Genomic DNA, 16,156 nt, shown 5'->3' with positions numbered 1-16,156 from the left:
TCGTTGACATCAGTGCCAGATAATCAGCGCGACCATACTGATTAACACCAGCCCACATAACGCGCTGGTAAGGATGAACTGACCGCGAACCCGCTCACAGCGGCGAATAAACTCATCGTCATGATGATCACGGTAACGCTGAGCGTAGATATACCACACCAGACGCATCTGCTTGTTAGGTTGCCCATGCGAGGTAAAAAAGCCGCCCCCATCAACATACTGGTAAAGTAATGGATCGCAACCACGAAGTACCACTAACAGTGCGCGTAGCGAAGAAAAATAACGCGCCATATTAACAATGCAAACGACACATAAAGCCCAGAATAACGCAATGGTGCTTATCATATCTCCTCCCCGGCGACCCGCCCACGGAACTCCTTTCCGGGACTACCGCTCCCCGATACCCTGCCAAACCATTCAGTGAAGAGCACAACCGAAACCGCTCGTGTTAGTGTCACGCATCCGAGCGCCTCTCTAAATAGTGTAGGAGATTAGTTAATTTTTTTGCCAGAAGGTTAATCACTATCAATGCAATTAACTAAAAAATTTGTTTAACTACTTGGCAAGCAAGGCGGATTGACGGATTATCCCGGTCGCTATAATGTAAGGATAGTCCTTAAAAGGTACGTTTTTACGACTGGGCTAGCCCCGCGCATAAAGTTCGCAGGACGCGGATGACGCGGCGGCAAATGAACGCCAGCAGGCTAGTCATCGACAACTTATGGAAGGAGTAACACTATGGCTTATAAACACATTCTTATCGCGGTTGATCTTTCTCCAGAAAGCAAAGTTCTGGTTGAAAAAGCGGTCTCTATGGCGCGGCCTTACAATGCGAAAGTCTCCCTTATCCACGTTGACGTAAACTATTCTGACCTGTACACCGGGCTAATCGACGTGAACCTGGGCGATATGCAGAAACGCATTTCTGAAGAAACCCACCACGCGTTAACCGAGCTGTCCACCAATGCAGGCTACCCAATCACCGAAACCCTGAGCGGTAGCGGCGACCTGGGTCAGGTTCTGGTTGATGCCATCAAAAAATACGACATGGATCTGGTTGTTTGTGGCCACCACCAGGATTTCTGGAGCAAGCTGATGTCCTCCGCGCGCCAACTGATCAACACCGTCCACGTCGACATGTTGATTGTTCCGCTGCGTGACGACGAAGAAGCATAAAACGCTGGCCGTCGGGAGATAACCCGGCGCGCTGCAAGTCGTTAAGCCTGTAAACGCCCGCCTGTGCGGGCGTTTTTGTTTTTATCATTCAGACACAATTAGTACATCAATCCAACAAACAAATCATAATTAGTGTGATCAACTAATTGGATCGAAATCTATCTCTATAATACTCTACGACTGCGGCCAATCACCGCAGTCTATAACAAAATAAGACTTTTTCGGCGCGTTTAAGCATACGCGTTCATACTTTTCGGGATGGCTTTGAAAGGCGAAGGAATATGAATACTACTGCACCTACGGGCTTGCTGCAGCAACCTCGTCCGTTCTTCATGATCTTCTTTGTGGAATTATGGGAACGATTTGGCTATTACGGCGTTCAGGGCATCCTGGCGGTATTTTTTGTTAAGCAACTCGGATTTTCTCAGGAACAGGCATTTGTCACCTTTGGCGCGTTTGCGGCATTGGTATACGGCCTGATCTCCATCGGCGGCTATGTCGGCGACCATCTTTTAGGTACCAAACGCACGCTGGTGCTCGGCGCTATCGTGCTGGCACTTGGTTACTTCATGACCGGGATGTCACTGCTCAAGCCCGACCTGATTTTTATTGCTTTGGGTACCATTGCCGTCGGTAACGGGCTGTTTAAAGCCAACCCGGCAAGCCTGCTGTCAAAATGCTATCCGCCGAAAGACGCCCGTCTGGACGGTGCTTTCACCCTGTTTTATATGTCGATTAACATCGGCTCGCTGCTGTCGCTATCGCTGGCGCCGGTGATTGCCGATAAGTTTGGCTACGCGGTGACCTACAACCTGTGTGGAGCCGGGCTTATTGTCGCGCTGCTGGTCTACTTTGCCTGTCGTGGCATGGTGAAGAATATCGGTTCAGAGCCGGACCATAAGCCGCTGAATTTCCGGAATCTGCTGTACGTGCTGGCCGGTACGGTTGTGATGGTATTTATCTGTGCCTGGCTGATGCACAACGTGCAGATTGCCAACCTGGTACTGATCGTCCTGTCGATTGCCGTGACTATCATCTTCTTCCGCCAGGCATTCAAACTGGATAAAACCGGACGCAATAAGATGTTCGTGGCCTTTATCCTGATGCTGGAAGCGGTGGTGTTCTACGTGCTGTACGCGCAGATGCCAACTTCGCTGAACTTCTTTGCTATCAATAACGTGCACCATGAAATTCTTGGTTTCGCCATCAACCCGGTAAGCTTCCAGGCCCTGAACCCGTTCTGGGTGGTACTGGCGAGTCCGGTGCTGGCCGCAATCTATACCCGTCTGGGAAACAAAGGCAAAGATCTGACCATGCCGATGAAGTTTACGCTTGGCATGTTCCTGTGCTCGCTGGGCTTCCTGACGGCCGCCGCTGCCGGAATGTGGTTTGCTGATGCGCAAGGGCTGACGTCGCCGTGGTTTATCGTGCTGGTTTATCTGTTCCAGAGCCTGGGTGAACTGCTGATTAGCGCCCTGGGACTGGCGATGGTCGCCGCTCTCGTGCCGCAGCACCTGATGGGCTTCATTCTCGGGATGTGGTTCCTGACGCAGGCCGCCGCCTTCCTGATGGGGGGTTATGTCGCCACGTTCACCGCCGTACCAGAGAACATCACCGACCCGCTGCAAACGCTGCCTATCTACACCAACGTCTTCAGTAAGATAGGCCTGGTCACCCTGGCGGTAACGGTGGTGATGGCGATTATGGTGCCATGGCTGAACCGCATGATTAATACGCCGAACACCGAGCAATAACCTTCAGTGCCGGATGGCGGCTATTGCCCAATCCGGCCTACATTCAACATGCCCGGTCGCCTTGCGCTATCGGGCATTTTCACTCACTACCCTTTACGCGCGTCTATCCACTCCTGCACTTCCACCACAAAGGTGTCCGGCGCTTTGCGGTACATTTTGCGCGCCAGATCGAGAATCGTATGCTGGCCGAGCGCTTCTTCCATGCGTTGCTGGGCCATATCCATTACCGAGCGTACACCACAAATGCCTTCACAGGCCCATTGGGGCGGATGTTCCTCAAATACCGCCAGCCGCTGGCGAATTTCACGACATTCAAAGATGCGTTTATCGCCATCAATAGCATTCACCACGTCCAGCACCGTGATGTGTTCAGCGGGTTTAGCCAACTGGAAACCACCCCCCTTCCCCTCAATGCTGCGCACCAGACCCGCTTTCGACAGACGGGTGAAAATTTTCGCCAGATAGTCATACGGTACGCTTTGCAGTTCGGCAATTTCCCGCACGCTCATATCCCGCGCGTCGCCTTTGCTATCGACCATACACATCAGGCTATGGATGCCGTACTCAACCCCGGAACTGTAAAATGCCATTTTTATCTCAGCCAAAATGAATCTGAGTTTATTGTAGCTTTTTCATCTAAGGCATTCCAGAGAACAGAGTAACTCCTTATGAGAATAAAAAGATAAATAGATAATTATCAGATAGATAACAAAATACCCTGGCGCAATACAGAAAAAAGGATCAGGATCGCATTGCAATCCATAACTACGACCAATAAAATCCGAGTAAATAAATCGTAGTCACCAGTGAGATAAAACCAATGCAAAAACAAATTCTGATCGTGGGCGCCGGTTTTGCCGGTATGTGGGCAGCATTGAGCGCCGCACGCCTGGCGGATAAATACCAGCAAACCATTGATATTACGGTGATTGCGCCTCAGCCAGAGCTGCGTGTACGCCCGCGTTTTTATGAAAGCGCGGTCCACACGCTGGTCGCCCCGCTGCAACCGTTATTCGACGCCACCGGCGTTAACTTCCTGCAAGGTCACGTCGAGCAGATCCTCCCGGCCTCTAAAGAAGTCAGTTGGAAAGATGCCAACGGTGATATTCATCTACGCCGCTACGACCGCCTGGTACTCGCCAGCGGCAGTCACGTAAACCGCGACGCCGTTGCCGGTGCTGCAGAACACGCCTTCGACCTCGACCAGCTCGAAAGTGCCGCCGTACTGGAACAACACATTAAGGATCTGGCGCAGCAGCCAGAGAGCGAGGCTCGTAATACCGTGGTAGTCTGCGGCGGCGGCTTTACCGGGATTGAGATGGCGCTGGAATTACCGGGCCGTCTGCGCGAGATTTTGGGTGCCAATGCTAAGACCAGAGTTGTCGTAGTTGAACGCGGTGCACAGCCGGGCGCACGCTGGAGTCAGGAGCTGCGGGATGTCATCGCACAGGCATCAGCCGAACTGGGCGTTGAATGGCGGGTGAATACGGAAGTAGAGTGCGTGGATGCGTCCGGCGTAACGCTGAAAAATGGGCAGACCATCGCCTCACAGACCATTATCTGGACGGTTGGCGTGCAGGCAAACGGGCTAACGGCGCAAATTGACGCACCGCGCGATCGTCAGGGCCGCCTGCATGTGGACGCAAACCTTCAGGTCATCGGCCATGATGATATCTATGCCACCGGCGATGTGGCTTACGCCGCCACCGGTGACAAAGGTAATCACGCGCTAATGACCTGCCAGCACGCTATTTTACTGGGCAAATTTGCCGGTAACAACGCCGCCGCCAGCTTGCTGAACGTTGCGCCATTGCCGTATCGTCAGGAAAACTACGTCACCTGCCTGGATCTTGGTGCCTGGGGTGCGGTGTATAGCGAAGGATGGGATCAGCAGGTGAAACTGACGCGCGCAGAAGCGAAAAAGCTGAAGGTGTCGATTGTCAGCGAGCTGATTTACCCGCCGAAAGCAGACCGTGCGGTAGCATTTGAGATTGCCGACCCTTATGCTCCGTTTGTTTAACCCGTGATGCCGGATGGCGGCTAACGCCTTATCCGGCCTACTAACGGCGCCGAACTGTAGGCCCGATAAGCGTAGCGCCATCGGGCACTATAGCTGACCATCTGGCCTATGCCGTTCCCGCATAAATATCGAACCGATGCCCTTTTGTAACTACTGCGTTCGGCGTGGCGACATCCGCCAGCGGCGGCGCGTAGTCCGGGCGCTTCACTACCACACGTTTAGTGGCCAATTGGCGTGCCGGCTCCAGCAGCCCATCGGCATCTAAGTCTGGCCCCACCAGCGACTGAAACACGCGCATCTCTTTTTTCACCAGCGCGCTTTTCTGCTTATGCGGGAACATCGGATCGAGGTACACCACCTGCGGGCGCGGCGTGATATCGGTCAACGCCGTCAGACTGGACGCATGGATCAGTTGTAATCGCTCCTGCAGCCACAGCCCGATTTCCGGATCTGCATAACCACGGGCCAGGCCATCGTCGAGCAGCGCCGCCACCACCGGATTACGTTCCAGCATCCGTACATGGCAGCCAACGGAGGCCAGCACAAACGCATCACGCCCCAGTCCTGCGGTAGCATCTACCACATCCGGCAGATAATCGCCTTTAATGCCGACAGCCTTCGCCACCGCTTCGCCACGACCACCGCCAAACTTGCGCCGGTGGGCCATCGCCCCACCGACAAAATCAACGAAGATACCGCCGAGTTTAGGTTCATCGCGTTTGCGCAGTTCCAGATGCTCCGCTGTCATCACCAACGCCATCAGGTTGTCTTCATCGTGCTCCAGTCCCCAGCGGGCGGCAAGAACAGATAAGGCGCCGTCTCCGGCGCCTGTTTCATCAAGTAAGCAGATTTTCACGCGAATAATCAGCCTTTAATCCCGTAATGCTCCAGCATTGCATCCAGCTGTGGCTCGCGGCCACGGAAGCGCTTGAACAGTTCCATAGGCTCTTCAGAACCGCCACGGGTGAGGATATTATCGAGGAACGATTGTCCGGTTTGACGGTTGAAAATCCCTTCATCTTCGAAGCGAGAGAAGGCATCTGCCGCCAGTACGTCGGCCCACAGATAGCTGTAGTAACCCGCCGCGTAGCCACCAGCAAAAATGTGGCTGAAGGCATGCGGGAAGCGGCCCCAGGTTGGGCCCGGCACCACAGCAACCTGCTTTTTAATCTCTGCCAGGGTTTCAAGGATTTTCGCCCCCTGCTGCGGGTTAAATTCCGCGTGCAGACGGAAATCAAACAGACCGAACTCCAGTTGACGCAGAATAAACAGTGCAGCCTGGTAGTTTTTCGCCGCCAGCATTTTATCCAGCAGTTCCTTCGGCAGCGGTTCACCGGTCTCAAAGTGACCAGAAATAAACGCCAATGCTTCCGGCTCCCAGCACCAGTTTTCCATAAACTGGCTCGGCAGTTCGACCGCATCCCATGGCACACCGTTGATACCGGAAACACCGGCGGTTTCGATACGGGTCAGCATATGGTGCAGACCGTGGCCGAACTCGTGGAACAGGGTGATCACTTCATCGTGGGTAAACAGCGCCGGTTTACCGTTCACCGGACGGTTGAAGTTACAGGTCAGATAAGCGACCGGTTTTTGCAACGTACCGTCGGTTTTACGCATCTGGCCGACACAGTCGTCCATCCACGCTCCGCCACGTTTGTGTTCCCGCGCGTACAGATCCAGATAGAAGCTGCCGCGCAGCTCGTTGTTTTCGTCATACAGCTCGAAGAAGCGAACTTCCGGGTGCCAGACGTCAACATCGGTGCGCTCTTTGGCGGTGATGCCGTAAATACGTTTCACCACTTCAAACAGACCGTTAACGGCTTTGTTCTCCGGGAAATAAGGACGCAGCTGCTCGTCGCTGATACTGTAGAGATGCTGTTTTTGTTTCTCGCTGTAGTAAGCGATATCCCACGGCTGCAGCTCATCAACGCCAAATTCCGCTTTCGCGAAGGCGCGCAACTGGGCCAGCTCTTTCTCACCCTGTGGACGGGCGCGTTTCGCCAGATCGGTCAGGAAGTCGAGGACCTGCTGCGGATTTTCCGCCATTTTGGTGGCCAGCGATTTAAAGGCGTAGCTTTCAAAGCCCAGCAGCTGTGCCAGTTCGTGACGCAGCGCGAGGATCTCTTCCATTATCGGGCTGTTATCCCATTTACCTGCGTTTGGCCCCTGGTCAGACGCGCGGGTGGAGTAAGCGCGGTACATCTCTTCGCGCAGCCCCTGGTTATCACAGTAGGTCATCACCGGCAGGTAGCTTGGGATATCCAGCGTTAACAGATAGCCTTCCTGCTCTTTGGCTTCCGCCTGAGCCTTCGCCGCAGCCAGCGCGCTTTCCGGCATACCTGCCAGTTCGGCTTCGTCGGTGACTAACTTCGTCCAGCCCATCGTGGCATCAAGGACGTTATTGCTGTACAAGTTGCCGAGCTCAGACAGGCGGGTGGCAATTTCACCATAGCGCTGCTGTTTTTCCTTCGGCAGGCCAATACCAGAAAGCTCAAAATCGCGCAGCGCGTTATCAACCGCTTTTTTCTGTGCGGTGTTCAGGGTGGCGTAATGATCGCCATCGCGCAGGTCGCGGTAGGCTTTGTACAGCCCCTCATGTTGCCCAACCCAGGTGCTGTATTCAGACAACAGCGGCAGCGTTTGTTCGTAGGCTTCGCGCAGCTCCGGGCTGTTTTTCACCGAATTCAGGTGACTGACCGGAGAGAAAATACGTCCCAGGACATCGTCCACTTCCGCCAACTGCTGGCAGAGATTTTCCCAGGTATACGGCGCGCCCTGCGCAACCACGCGTTCAACGTTTTCGCGGCAATCGTTTAGCGCCTTAGTCACAGCGGGCACGACATGCTCAGGCTGAATTTTAGAAAACGGTGGCAGTTCGAAGGGAGTCAGCAATGGATTGGTCATTAGCGCGGTCCTGTTGAAAAGAGTGAATGAAGCGCGTATCCGGCGCTGTACATATTATTTGTAGAATGGGGTTAAGTGTAGAGGATTTCAATGCTAACCGTGACGGAAAGACGCCCGGTGGTGCTGCGCTTACCGGGCCTACGGGTAATCTGTGCCAATCTGCTGTAAACTGTGGCAAATCGTCATTTCAGCGGAATTTCATTACCCATGCTCAGTTATCGCCACAGTTATCACGCAGGCAACCACGCCGACGTCCTGAAACACACCGTCCAGAGCCTGATCATCGAGTCGCTCAAAGAGAAAGAAAAACCGTTTCTCTATCTGGATACCCATGCTGGCGCTGGCCGTTATCAGCTGAGCAGTGAGCATGCCGAACGTACCGGTGAATATCTGGAAGGGATCGCCCGTATCTGGCAACAGGACGATTTGCCAGCCGAACTGGAACCCTACATTGGCGTGGTGCAGCACTTCAACCGCAGCGGTCAGCTGCGCTACTACCCGGGTTCTCCGCTGATTGCCCGCCAGTTGTTGCGTGAGCAGGACAGCCTGCAATTGACAGAACTGCACCCGAGCGACTTTCCTCTGCTGCGCGGCGAATTCCAGAAAGATGAGCGCGCGCGCGTGGCCAAAGCCGATGGTTATCAGCAGTTAAAAGCGAAATTACCGCCGGTTTCCCGTCGCGGGCTGATCCTTATCGATCCACCCTACGAAATCAAAAGCGACTACCAGGCGGTGGTCACCGGTATTAACGAAGGCTACAAGCGTTTCGCGACCGGCACCTATGCGCTGTGGTATCCGGTGGTTCTGCGCCAGCAAATCAAACGTATGATTCATGATCTGGAAGACACCGGCATTCGCCGCATCCTGCAAATTGAGCTGGCGGTGCGCCCGGACAGCGATCAGCGTGGTATGACGGCTTCCGGCATGATTGTGATTAACCCGCCGTGGAAGCTGGAACAGCAGATGAACAACGTCCTGCCGTGGCTACACAGCAAACTGGTTCCGGCAGGAACCGGGCACACCTCCGTCAGCTGGATCGTGCCGGAGTAATCGCAGCCATCGGTGGAACCTTTTAAATTCAGGTATACAATCGCGAATATTTTGGCGGATGGCATAACGCTTCTCCGCCCTACAATGAACATGAAGGAGCGGTCATGACCAAGCACTATGATTACATCGCTATCGGCGGCGGCAGCGGCGGTATTGCTTCCATTAACCGTGCGGCAATGTACGGCCAGAAATGCGCACTGATTGAAGCCAAAGCGTTAGGCGGCACTTGCGTCAACGTTGGCTGCGTACCGAAGAAAGTGATGTGGCATGCCGCGCAGATCCGCGAAGCTATTCATATGTATGGCCCGGATTATGGTTTCGACACCACTATCAATAAGTTTGATTGGGATAAACTGATCGCCAGCCGTACCGCCTATATCGATCGCATCCATACCTCTTATGATAACGTGTTAGGTAAAAATAACGTCGATGTCATTAAAGGCTTTGCCCGCTTCGTTGATGCTAAAACCATTGAAGTGAACGGTGAAACAATCACTGCCGATCATATTTTAATTGCGACCGGCGGCCGCCCAAGCCATCCGAATATTCCGGGTGTGGAATACGGCATCGACTCCGACGGTTTCTTTGAGCTGCCCGCGCTGCCGAAACGCGTGGCGGTCATCGGCGCTGGCTACATCGCCGTTGAACTGGCTGGCGTGATTAACGGTCTGGGCGCGCAAACACATCTCTTTGTGCGTAAACACGCGCCGCTGCGCAGCTTTGATCCGATGATTGTCGAAACCCTGGTTGAAGTGATGAACACTGAAGGCCCGACCCTGCATACTCACGCTATTCCAAAAGCCGTGGTTAAAAATGCAGACGGCAGCCTGACTCTGCAACTGGAAGATGGTCGTAGCGAAACGGTAGATTGCCTGATTTGGGCGATCGGTCGTGAACCGGCAACCGACGACTTCAATCTGGCTGCAACGGGTGTGAAAACCAACGAAAAAGGCTACATCGTCGTGGATAAATACCAGAACACCAGCGTTCCGGGGATTTATGCCGTCGGCGATAATACCGGTGCCGTTGAACTGACGCCGGTTGCGGTTGCCGCAGGCCGTCGTCTGTCCGAACGTCTGTTTAATAACAAGCCGGACGAGCATCTGGACTACAGCAACATTCCAACCGTGGTCTTCAGCCATCCGCCAATTGGTACTGTAGGGTTAACCGAGCAGCAGGCACGCGAACAGCACGGCGATGACCAGATAAAAGTGTATAAATCATCGTTTACCGCGATGTATACCGCCGTTACCTCTCACCGCCAACCGTGCCGCATGAAGCTGGTCTGCGTTGGGCCAGAAGAGAAGATTGTCGGTATTCACGGCATCGGCTTTGGCATGGACGAAATGCTGCAAGGCTTCGCGGTGGCACTGAAAATGGGCGCCACCAAGAAAGACTTCGATAACACCGTTGCCATTCACCCGACGGCGGCAGAAGAGTTCGTGACCATGCGTTAATCGCACTTCATGAGTGTTAAAGGGCAAAGAGAGGTTAGCTCTTTGCCCTTAGTTACGTTTCCGCTATCAGTTCAAAAGTTGCAGCAGATAGCGGATCAGCTCCAGCAACGCGATTAACGCTCCCAGAACGATGATTGCTTTATCAATCACCCGTTTTCTCCATCAGATGGAGTGAGAATGCACCCGCTTACTCATCCATTGCCTGTCACGGGGCATGCTCCATTGTTAGATGATAACTATCTCACCCCGGCCAGAGCATCGGCCAACGGCACCACCCGTTTCGCCGATCAGGACTTAGAAAGCGTTTAGCGCGCGTCCGGAAGGGATAAGTTACAGAGCCAACTGGATAAGTATACAGTTCTTTTAATCGTAACTGCCAGCGCATTCTTGCAATAGTACCGTTAAGGTAATAGGATTGAAGCGTTAGATGATAACTATCTCACTCCGGCCAGAGCCACCAACTCGGGCTGAAGCGTAAAAAAACCGACGTGAAGTCGGTTTTTTTACGTCCGAATCAGGACCAGGGCAAAGTCTATTTACCCTGCATATACGGCGTATACACCCCATTCAGACTCTCAAGGAATGCCACAATATCGTCGATATCTTCCTGCGGCAGTTCCTTACCGACCTGATAACGCAGCATCAGTTTTACCGCGCCATCGAGCGTCGGTACATCGCCACGATGGAAATAAGGTGCAGTTAGCGCAACGTTACGCAGACCAGGCACTTTCTGACGCAGCTTGTCACGTAATTCATTCGTAACGTTCATCCGGCCAATATCTGCCGCAGTGACTTCACCAAAATTAAAGTCCTTTTTCAGCCCCAGGGGCTCAAATGAGCGTCCGCCTAAAATAATACCACCATGACAGGTCGCACACTTATTATCCTTAAACAGCTGATAACCCTTTTTTTGCTGGGCAGTTAACGCCGTTTCATCACCACGTAGCCATTTATCAAACGGCGAATTTGGCGTAATCAGCGTTTTTTCAAACTCAGCAATCGCATCAGTAATATTGTCACCACTAAATCCCTGCGGATAAACCGCGATAAATTGTTGCTTCAGAAGCGGATCTTTATCCAGTTTCTGGATAATTTCATCCCAGGATTTCGATGCCATTTCAATGGGATTTAACGGCGGGCCCCCCGCCTGAGCTTGCAACGTCGGCGCACGCCCATCCCAGAATTGCTCCACATTAAACACCGAGTTAAATACCGTCGGCGCATTAATAGGACCGACAGCGCCCCCCACGCCGATTGACGTTTTTCTGCCATCCACGCCGCCCGCATTCAGGGCATGGCAATGCGCACAAGAAATCGTGCTATCACCGGAAATCCGTGGGTCATGATAGAGCGAGAAACCGAGCGCCACTTTACGGGCATCTGTCGGGATACTTTCCGGTATCGGTTGAACCGGTTCATTGCGATGTTGAGCTGCCGTATCACTGCTGGCGTAGTACTGCTCACGTTGTTTTGCTACCCAGCCAAGAATCTCTTGGCGTTCAGCATCACTAATCTTACCGGCCCAGTGCAGCGCGGTATAACGCGTCGGCGGCATAGTATCGTACTGCATCACCCATTCAATTTTATTCAGATCGCTTTGCGAAACGGGTTTATCCGCGACCAGTGCCGCACGTACGGCTTCAAGATTGAAGGATTTATATCCCAGTTGAATATCGTAATTCATCAACTGTTTAGCGACAGGAAAAGAAGAATAGAAAGGTAATTCCGCTGAAGGGGTATGACAATAATCGCATCCTTTTTCGCGTAAAAACCCTAATACTTTATTATTTTCTTCCAGCGTAGAAGCCTGGACATCAGCTTGTTTACTACGTTGATTATCGTGATACCACACATAACCGGATAATCCAAAATAACAAATCACGATGCCTGCTATAGCCATCGCGGTAAGACGGGTAATGGTTTTCATTATTTTACCCTCACCGTTGTGAGTTATTGTGACCCAGAAAATTAGAATAATTAATGCACCGTCTTTGTCAGACCTGACCATCATAGGAAATAGGGGGATTACTTTTTTGATAAGTATCAATCAATTACATGGGCGGGAACTATCGATAGAATAGCCTGCGCCTATTATAAGAATGAGCCGTTACCTGGTTCTATTCACACCTCGTTGCAATCGAATGTTCTGAAAATGAAATAGTTTTAGATTGTGAATAATTATAAATTTCTCATTGTTATCATTGGGATAGTTTTATTTCTTTATTGTTGGAAAGCATAAAAACGTGATCGACCGCACGCTTTACTCACCCGGCATCGAAGCGAATGTCTACGCTTAACAGACAACCAGGCAATAGCCTTAGCATTTCAACAGTTACCGGAGGTCTTTCTCATTATGCTCAACCAGAAACTACCCCACGCCCCTTCAGAAGAACTGACGATCGACGTCGATCTACTTTATGAAATGGATCCGTGCGAGTTAAAGCTGGATGAAATGATTGAGGCGGAGCCTGAACCGGAAATGATTGAGGGACTTCCCGCCTCGGACGCGTTAACCCCCGCCGATCGTTACCTTGAGCTTTTTGAACACGTCCAGTCATCAAAACTGTTTGCTGATAGCAAAACCTTTCCAGACTGCGCACCCAAAATGGACCCGCTGGATATTTTGATTCGCTATCGCAAGGTTAAACGCCACCGGGACTTTGACCTGCAACGCTTTGTCGAGAACCATTTCTGGCTGCCGGAAACCCCCACCAGCGAATATGTTTCGGACCCTGAAAGCTCGCTGAAAGAGCATATTGATCAACTGTGGCCCGTGCTGACTCGCGAGCCGCAGGATCATATTCCCTGGTCTTCGCTGCTGGCGCTACCGCAGTCATACATCGTGCCAGGCGGACGCTTTAGCGAAACCTACTATTGGGATTCCTACTTCACCATGCTGGGTCTTGCGGAGAGTGGCCGGGAAGACTTACTGAAATGTATGGCAGATAACTTTGCCTGGATGATCGAAAACTATGGTCACATCCCGAACGGCAACCGCACCTACTATCTGAGCCGCTCCCAGCCACCGGTCTTCGCGCTAATGGTCGAACTGTTTGAAGAGGATGGCGTACGCGGTGCGCGTCGTTATCTTGAACATCTCAAAATGGAGTACACGTTTTGGATGGATGGCGCCGACTCGCTGGTGCTTAATCAGGCGTACCGCCACGTGATCAGAATGCCGGACGGTTCTCTGCTCAACCGCTATTGGGACGATCGTGATACCCCGCGCGATGAGTCCTGGCTTGAAGACGTAGAAACGGCTAAGCATTCAGGCCGACCACCTAATGAGGTTTATCGGGATCTGCGTGCAGGTGCGGCCTCCGGCTGGGATTATTCATCACGTTGGTTGCGCGATGCCGGTCGCCTCGCCAGTATCCGCACCACCCAGTTCATCCCGATTGACCTGAACGCGTTCCTCTACAAGCTGGAAAGTACGATTGCGAACATTTCTGCATTAAAGGGAGAGCGAGATACCGAAGCGTTGTTTCGCCAGAAAGCCAGCGACCGCCGTGCCGCCGTGAACCGCTATTTGTGGGACGACGAAAATGGCTGCTATCGCGATTACGACTGGCGACGTGAGCAAATGGCCCTCTTCTCTGCCGCCAGCATCGTTCCGCTGTATGTCGGCATGGCGACCCACGAACAAGCTGACCGACTCGCCAACACGGTACGCAGTCGCTTACTCACGCCAGGCGGCATTTTAGCAACCGAGTATGAAACCGGTGAACAGTGGGATAAACCCAACGGCTGGGCACCGCTGCAATGGATGGCGATTCAGGGATTTAAACTGTATGGCGATGACCATCTCGGCGATGAGATAGCCCGTAACTGGCTGAAAACGGTTAATATTTTTTATCAGGAACACCACAGGCTAATCGAAAAATACCATATCGCTGACGGCACGCCGCGCGAAGGCGGCGGTGGGGAATATCCGTTGCAGGACGGCTTTGGCTGGACGAATGGCGTGGTGCGCCGATTAATCGGTTTGTACGGTGAACCGTAAATGTCTGACGGCCTGATGCCACGAAATGCATCGGGCCGTTAGTTAATGGCATCGTACAGCGCGGTGTGGATTTTCTGCCATTTCTTGTTCTCTGCATTTGGATCTGCACGCACACGCAGTTGGGCCTGTTCCACATCATACAGCTGACGAGCAACGACCTCCGGTGTCGAGCAGAAACTTTGTAGGTAGCTTTTATGCAGTGACGTCAGTGATGCACCATTCGACATGGCATGACTGATCGTAGTCATAAACTGCTGGCAGGGTTTAGCCTCATCCATCTGTGAGGGATACCGCAGCAGCAGCTTCAGAACTGCGGTGTTCCCTGCGGAAAATGCCTGCTCCGTCCACGCCAGCTTCCAGTCCATCCCCCCTTGCAGGAACAGTGACGTGACGCGGGTATCGTTGCGATCGATAGCCGCTCGCATATTAAAGGTATCCCATGTAATGCCCATTCGGGTCACCGAGTCTCGCGCGGAAGGCGCATCACGCCGCGGCTCTTCCTGCACTATCTCAACAGTTTGCCCTGAAGATGCTTGCGGTGCAGGTGCATTAAATAGCCAGAAAGCGCCCAGCGAGATCGCCAGAACCATGACACCGACAGCCACCCACAGCATGCCGGAAATCAGCTGTTCACGCTCTTCGGCCGTGCGCTGCGCTCGCTTTTCAGGAGGATCGATACTGTCGGCAATTTCCTTTTTATCGCCTCCAGCCTGCTCGTCTTTTTGCCTTGCCGTTTCCCAGAATTGACGAACCGTCGGCTCATCAGATTCCAGATACGATGCAGGATTGATACGCGTTCGGCGCTCTTCAAACGCCCGCTGCACAGAATGCGTAATTTGTTGGTACTGGTAATTTAACAGCATCAGCTGTACTGACGTCAGCGGTTGCTGAGCAATGACAGCGTTTCGCGCCAGTCGGCAATCATCCAGAAACATTCGCAGCGTTAAGCGCGGTTCGACAAACAGCATCAACACTGACGTATCATTAAAAATCTGCGTAAAGTGGCGAACAAATAGCTTCTTATCGACCACCATCAACGCCAGTTCGCTAAACAACATGCCGTCCAGCGCATCACGCCCTTCGCCCAGCTTTAACCAGCGACGCAAGCGTTCGGCGCCAAAGTGCTGCTTCAGGAAACTGTTTAGCGGATGCTGATCTGGCCATACCCGGGCGACGAGGGCTTTGAGCGTTAACTCTATTGCGCGAAGCTGACGCTGCGCCCGCATCTGCGCATCCGGCTCCCCGATTTCGATATCGGTTTGATAGTTCAGGAGCGGCTGTTGCTGGCGTAATTGCTCCAGTGCTGCCACAAAACGCAGCGCGGAAATCAGCTGGTTTTCACTGACATCCTGACCGCTTTCATACTGAGGCACGCTCTGTTGAAGATGGCGTAAACGCAACGTGAACTGGCTGAGTTGTGCATCATTCATCTGCAATCGTCTGGCGACAGCCCCCCAACCGCCCAGGTTCAGTCGGGCCTGATCGAGTTGCTCCAGAAACCAACGCGGATCTTTGCCCTCTGCCACATGTACGCCTAACAGAAGCAAAATTTCCACCGACGCCTGACGGATGATCCCCAAACAGTGTTCAAATGGCGCACATGTCGCCTGTAACGCGCTATTGGTCATTATCTTCCCTAAAAGAGCCCAGAAAGGTGCAGCCTCACGATGTATTTCGTTATCTTTTTATAAACGTGGCACAGCGCAGAATTGTGCCGCTGTAGACCAGAATACATTCATATAACAAATAAATGCGTTTTACAGTGACAACGGCAAAATCATTGAAATTT

14 protein-coding genes are annotated in these 16,156 nt (G+C 52.7%); 7 read left to right on the top strand and 7 right to left on the bottom strand.

Annotated elements, in window-relative coordinates:
* Window positions 1-9: 9 nt before the first annotated feature.
* Window positions 10-345 carry a universal stress protein UspB gene (gene uspB / locus IB196_RS01150; RefSeq protein WP_003023371.1) on the bottom strand — a complete coding sequence of 112 codons (336 nt, stop codon included), beginning with the start codon at window positions 343-345 and terminating at the stop codon, window positions 10-12.
* A 393-nt stretch (window positions 346-738) separates the two neighbouring features.
* Here uspB and uspA point away from each other — a divergent pair, with 393 nt between their 5' ends.
* Window positions 739-1,176 (top strand): universal stress protein UspA, encoded by a 438-nt coding sequence (uspA, locus tag IB196_RS01145; RefSeq protein ID WP_003023368.1) that lies wholly within the window; start codon window positions 739-741, stop codon window positions 1,174-1,176.
* 281 nt (window positions 1,177-1,457) lie between these two features.
* The gene (gene dtpB / locus IB196_RS01140) at window positions 1,458-2,930 is read left to right on the top strand and encodes a dipeptide/tripeptide permease DtpB (protein WP_149691843.1); all 1,473 of its coding nucleotides are present in this window, start codon (window positions 1,458-1,460) and stop codon (window positions 2,928-2,930) included.
* 86 nt (window positions 2,931-3,016) lie between these two features.
* On the opposite strand, the gene IB196_RS01135 is transcribed toward dtpB, so the two are convergent.
* Window positions 3,017-3,520 carry an Rrf2 family transcriptional regulator gene (locus IB196_RS01135; protein WP_005122505.1) on the bottom strand — a complete coding sequence of 168 codons (504 nt, stop codon included), beginning with the start codon at window positions 3,518-3,520 and terminating at the stop codon, window positions 3,017-3,019.
* 230 nt (window positions 3,521-3,750) lie between these two features.
* Between IB196_RS01135 and IB196_RS01130 the strand changes: the two genes are divergently transcribed.
* On the top strand, window positions 3,751-4,950 hold the full coding sequence (locus IB196_RS01130; protein WP_005122504.1) for an NAD(P)/FAD-dependent oxidoreductase: 1,200 nt from the start codon (window positions 3,751-3,753) through the stop codon (window positions 4,948-4,950).
* A 106-nt stretch (window positions 4,951-5,056) separates the two neighbouring features.
* Here the strand turns inward: IB196_RS01130 and rsmJ are convergent, their stop codons facing one another.
* Window positions 5,057-5,806 carry a 16S rRNA (guanine(1516)-N(2))-methyltransferase RsmJ gene (gene rsmJ / locus IB196_RS01125; RefSeq protein ID WP_005122503.1) on the bottom strand — a complete coding sequence of 250 codons (750 nt, stop codon included), beginning with the start codon at window positions 5,804-5,806 and terminating at the stop codon, window positions 5,057-5,059.
* Window positions 5,807-5,814: 8 nt separating this feature from the next.
* Entirely contained in the window at window positions 5,815-7,857 is a 2,043-nt protein-coding gene (prlC, locus tag IB196_RS01120; protein WP_149691844.1) for an oligopeptidase A, read from the bottom strand.
* Between the two features lie 207 nt (window positions 7,858-8,064).
* Between prlC and IB196_RS01115 the strand changes: the two genes are divergently transcribed.
* A complete protein-coding gene (locus tag IB196_RS01115; RefSeq protein WP_005122498.1) occupies window positions 8,065-8,907 on the top strand; it encodes a 23S rRNA (adenine(2030)-N(6))-methyltransferase RlmJ in 843 nt (280 codons plus the stop codon).
* A gap of 104 nt (window positions 8,908-9,011) precedes the next feature.
* Window positions 9,012-10,364: a glutathione-disulfide reductase gene (gene gorA / locus IB196_RS01110; protein WP_005122497.1), complete on the top strand. Its 1,353-nt coding sequence runs from the start codon at window positions 9,012-9,014 to the stop codon at window positions 10,362-10,364.
* A 66-nt stretch (window positions 10,365-10,430) separates the two neighbouring features.
* On the opposite strand, the gene dinQ is transcribed toward gorA, so the two are convergent.
* On the bottom strand, window positions 10,431-10,514 hold the full coding sequence (dinQ, locus tag IB196_RS01105) for a damage-inducible type I toxin DinQ (RefSeq protein WP_003837776.1): 84 nt from the start codon (window positions 10,512-10,514) through the stop codon (window positions 10,431-10,433).
* A 27-nt stretch (window positions 10,515-10,541) separates the two neighbouring features.
* Here dinQ and IB196_RS01100 point away from each other — a divergent pair, with 27 nt between their 5' ends.
* Complete coding sequence (locus IB196_RS01100) at window positions 10,542-10,673, top strand: hypothetical protein (RefSeq protein WP_005122496.1); 132 nt, start codon at window positions 10,542-10,544, stop codon at window positions 10,671-10,673.
* A 223-nt stretch (window positions 10,674-10,896) separates the two neighbouring features.
* Here IB196_RS01100 and IB196_RS01095 read toward each other — a convergent pair whose 3' ends face one another.
* The gene (locus IB196_RS01095) at window positions 10,897-12,291 is read right to left on the bottom strand and encodes a cytochrome-c peroxidase (protein ID WP_188231988.1); all 1,395 of its coding nucleotides are present in this window, start codon (window positions 12,289-12,291) and stop codon (window positions 10,897-10,899) included.
* 426 nt (window positions 12,292-12,717) lie between these two features.
* On the opposite strand from IB196_RS01095, the gene IB196_RS01090 reads away from it, so the two are divergent.
* Window positions 12,718-14,367, top strand: a complete 1,650-nt coding sequence (locus IB196_RS01090; RefSeq protein ID WP_188231987.1) for an alpha,alpha-trehalase — start codon at window positions 12,718-12,720, stop codon at window positions 14,365-14,367.
* Window positions 14,368-14,405: 38 nt separating this feature from the next.
* On the opposite strand, the gene IB196_RS01085 is transcribed toward IB196_RS01090, so the two are convergent.
* A complete protein-coding gene (locus IB196_RS01085; protein WP_005122488.1) occupies window positions 14,406-15,995 on the bottom strand; it encodes an STY4199 family HEPN domain-containing protein in 1,590 nt (529 codons plus the stop codon).
* Window positions 15,996-16,156: the final 161 nt, after the last annotated feature.

This window comes from Citrobacter sp. C6_1 (genome assembly GCF_014596835.2).
Lineage (GTDB): Bacteria > Pseudomonadota > Gammaproteobacteria > Enterobacterales > Enterobacteriaceae > Citrobacter > Citrobacter pasteurii.
The sequence above is the reverse complement of the archived record's forward strand: the minus strand, read 5'-3'. Positions and strand labels throughout refer to the sequence as shown.

Excerpts from the sequence above, each read along its gene's own strand:
- uspB (WP_003023371.1), bottom strand. The coding sequence starts at position 345 with ATGATAAGCACCATTGCGTTATTCTGGGCTTTATGTGTCGTTTGCATT.
- uspA (WP_003023368.1), top strand. The coding sequence starts at position 739 with ATGGCTTATAAACACATTCTTATCGCGGTTGATCTTTCTCCAGAAAGC.
- dtpB (WP_149691843.1), top strand. The coding sequence starts at position 1,458 with ATGAATACTACTGCACCTACGGGCTTGCTGCAGCAACCTCGTCCGTTC.
- IB196_RS01135 (WP_005122505.1), bottom strand. The coding sequence starts at position 3,520 with ATGGCATTTTACAGTTCCGGGGTTGAGTACGGCATCCATAGCCTGATG.
- IB196_RS01130 (WP_005122504.1), top strand. The coding sequence starts at position 3,751 with ATGCAAAAACAAATTCTGATCGTGGGCGCCGGTTTTGCCGGTATGTGG.
- prlC (WP_149691844.1), bottom strand. The coding sequence starts at position 7,857 with ATGACCAATCCATTGCTGACTCCCTTCGAACTGCCACCGTTTTCTAAA.
- IB196_RS01115 (WP_005122498.1), top strand. The coding sequence starts at position 8,065 with ATGCTCAGTTATCGCCACAGTTATCACGCAGGCAACCACGCCGACGTC.
- gorA (WP_005122497.1), top strand. The coding sequence starts at position 9,012 with ATGACCAAGCACTATGATTACATCGCTATCGGCGGCGGCAGCGGCGGT.
- IB196_RS01100 (WP_005122496.1), top strand. The coding sequence starts at position 10,542 with ATGCACCCGCTTACTCATCCATTGCCTGTCACGGGGCATGCTCCATTG.
- IB196_RS01095 (WP_188231988.1), bottom strand. The coding sequence starts at position 12,291 with ATGAAAACCATTACCCGTCTTACCGCGATGGCTATAGCAGGCATCGTG.
- IB196_RS01090 (WP_188231987.1), top strand. The coding sequence starts at position 12,718 with ATGCTCAACCAGAAACTACCCCACGCCCCTTCAGAAGAACTGACGATC.
- IB196_RS01085 (WP_005122488.1), bottom strand. The coding sequence starts at position 15,995 with ATGACCAATAGCGCGTTACAGGCGACATGTGCGCCATTTGAACACTGT.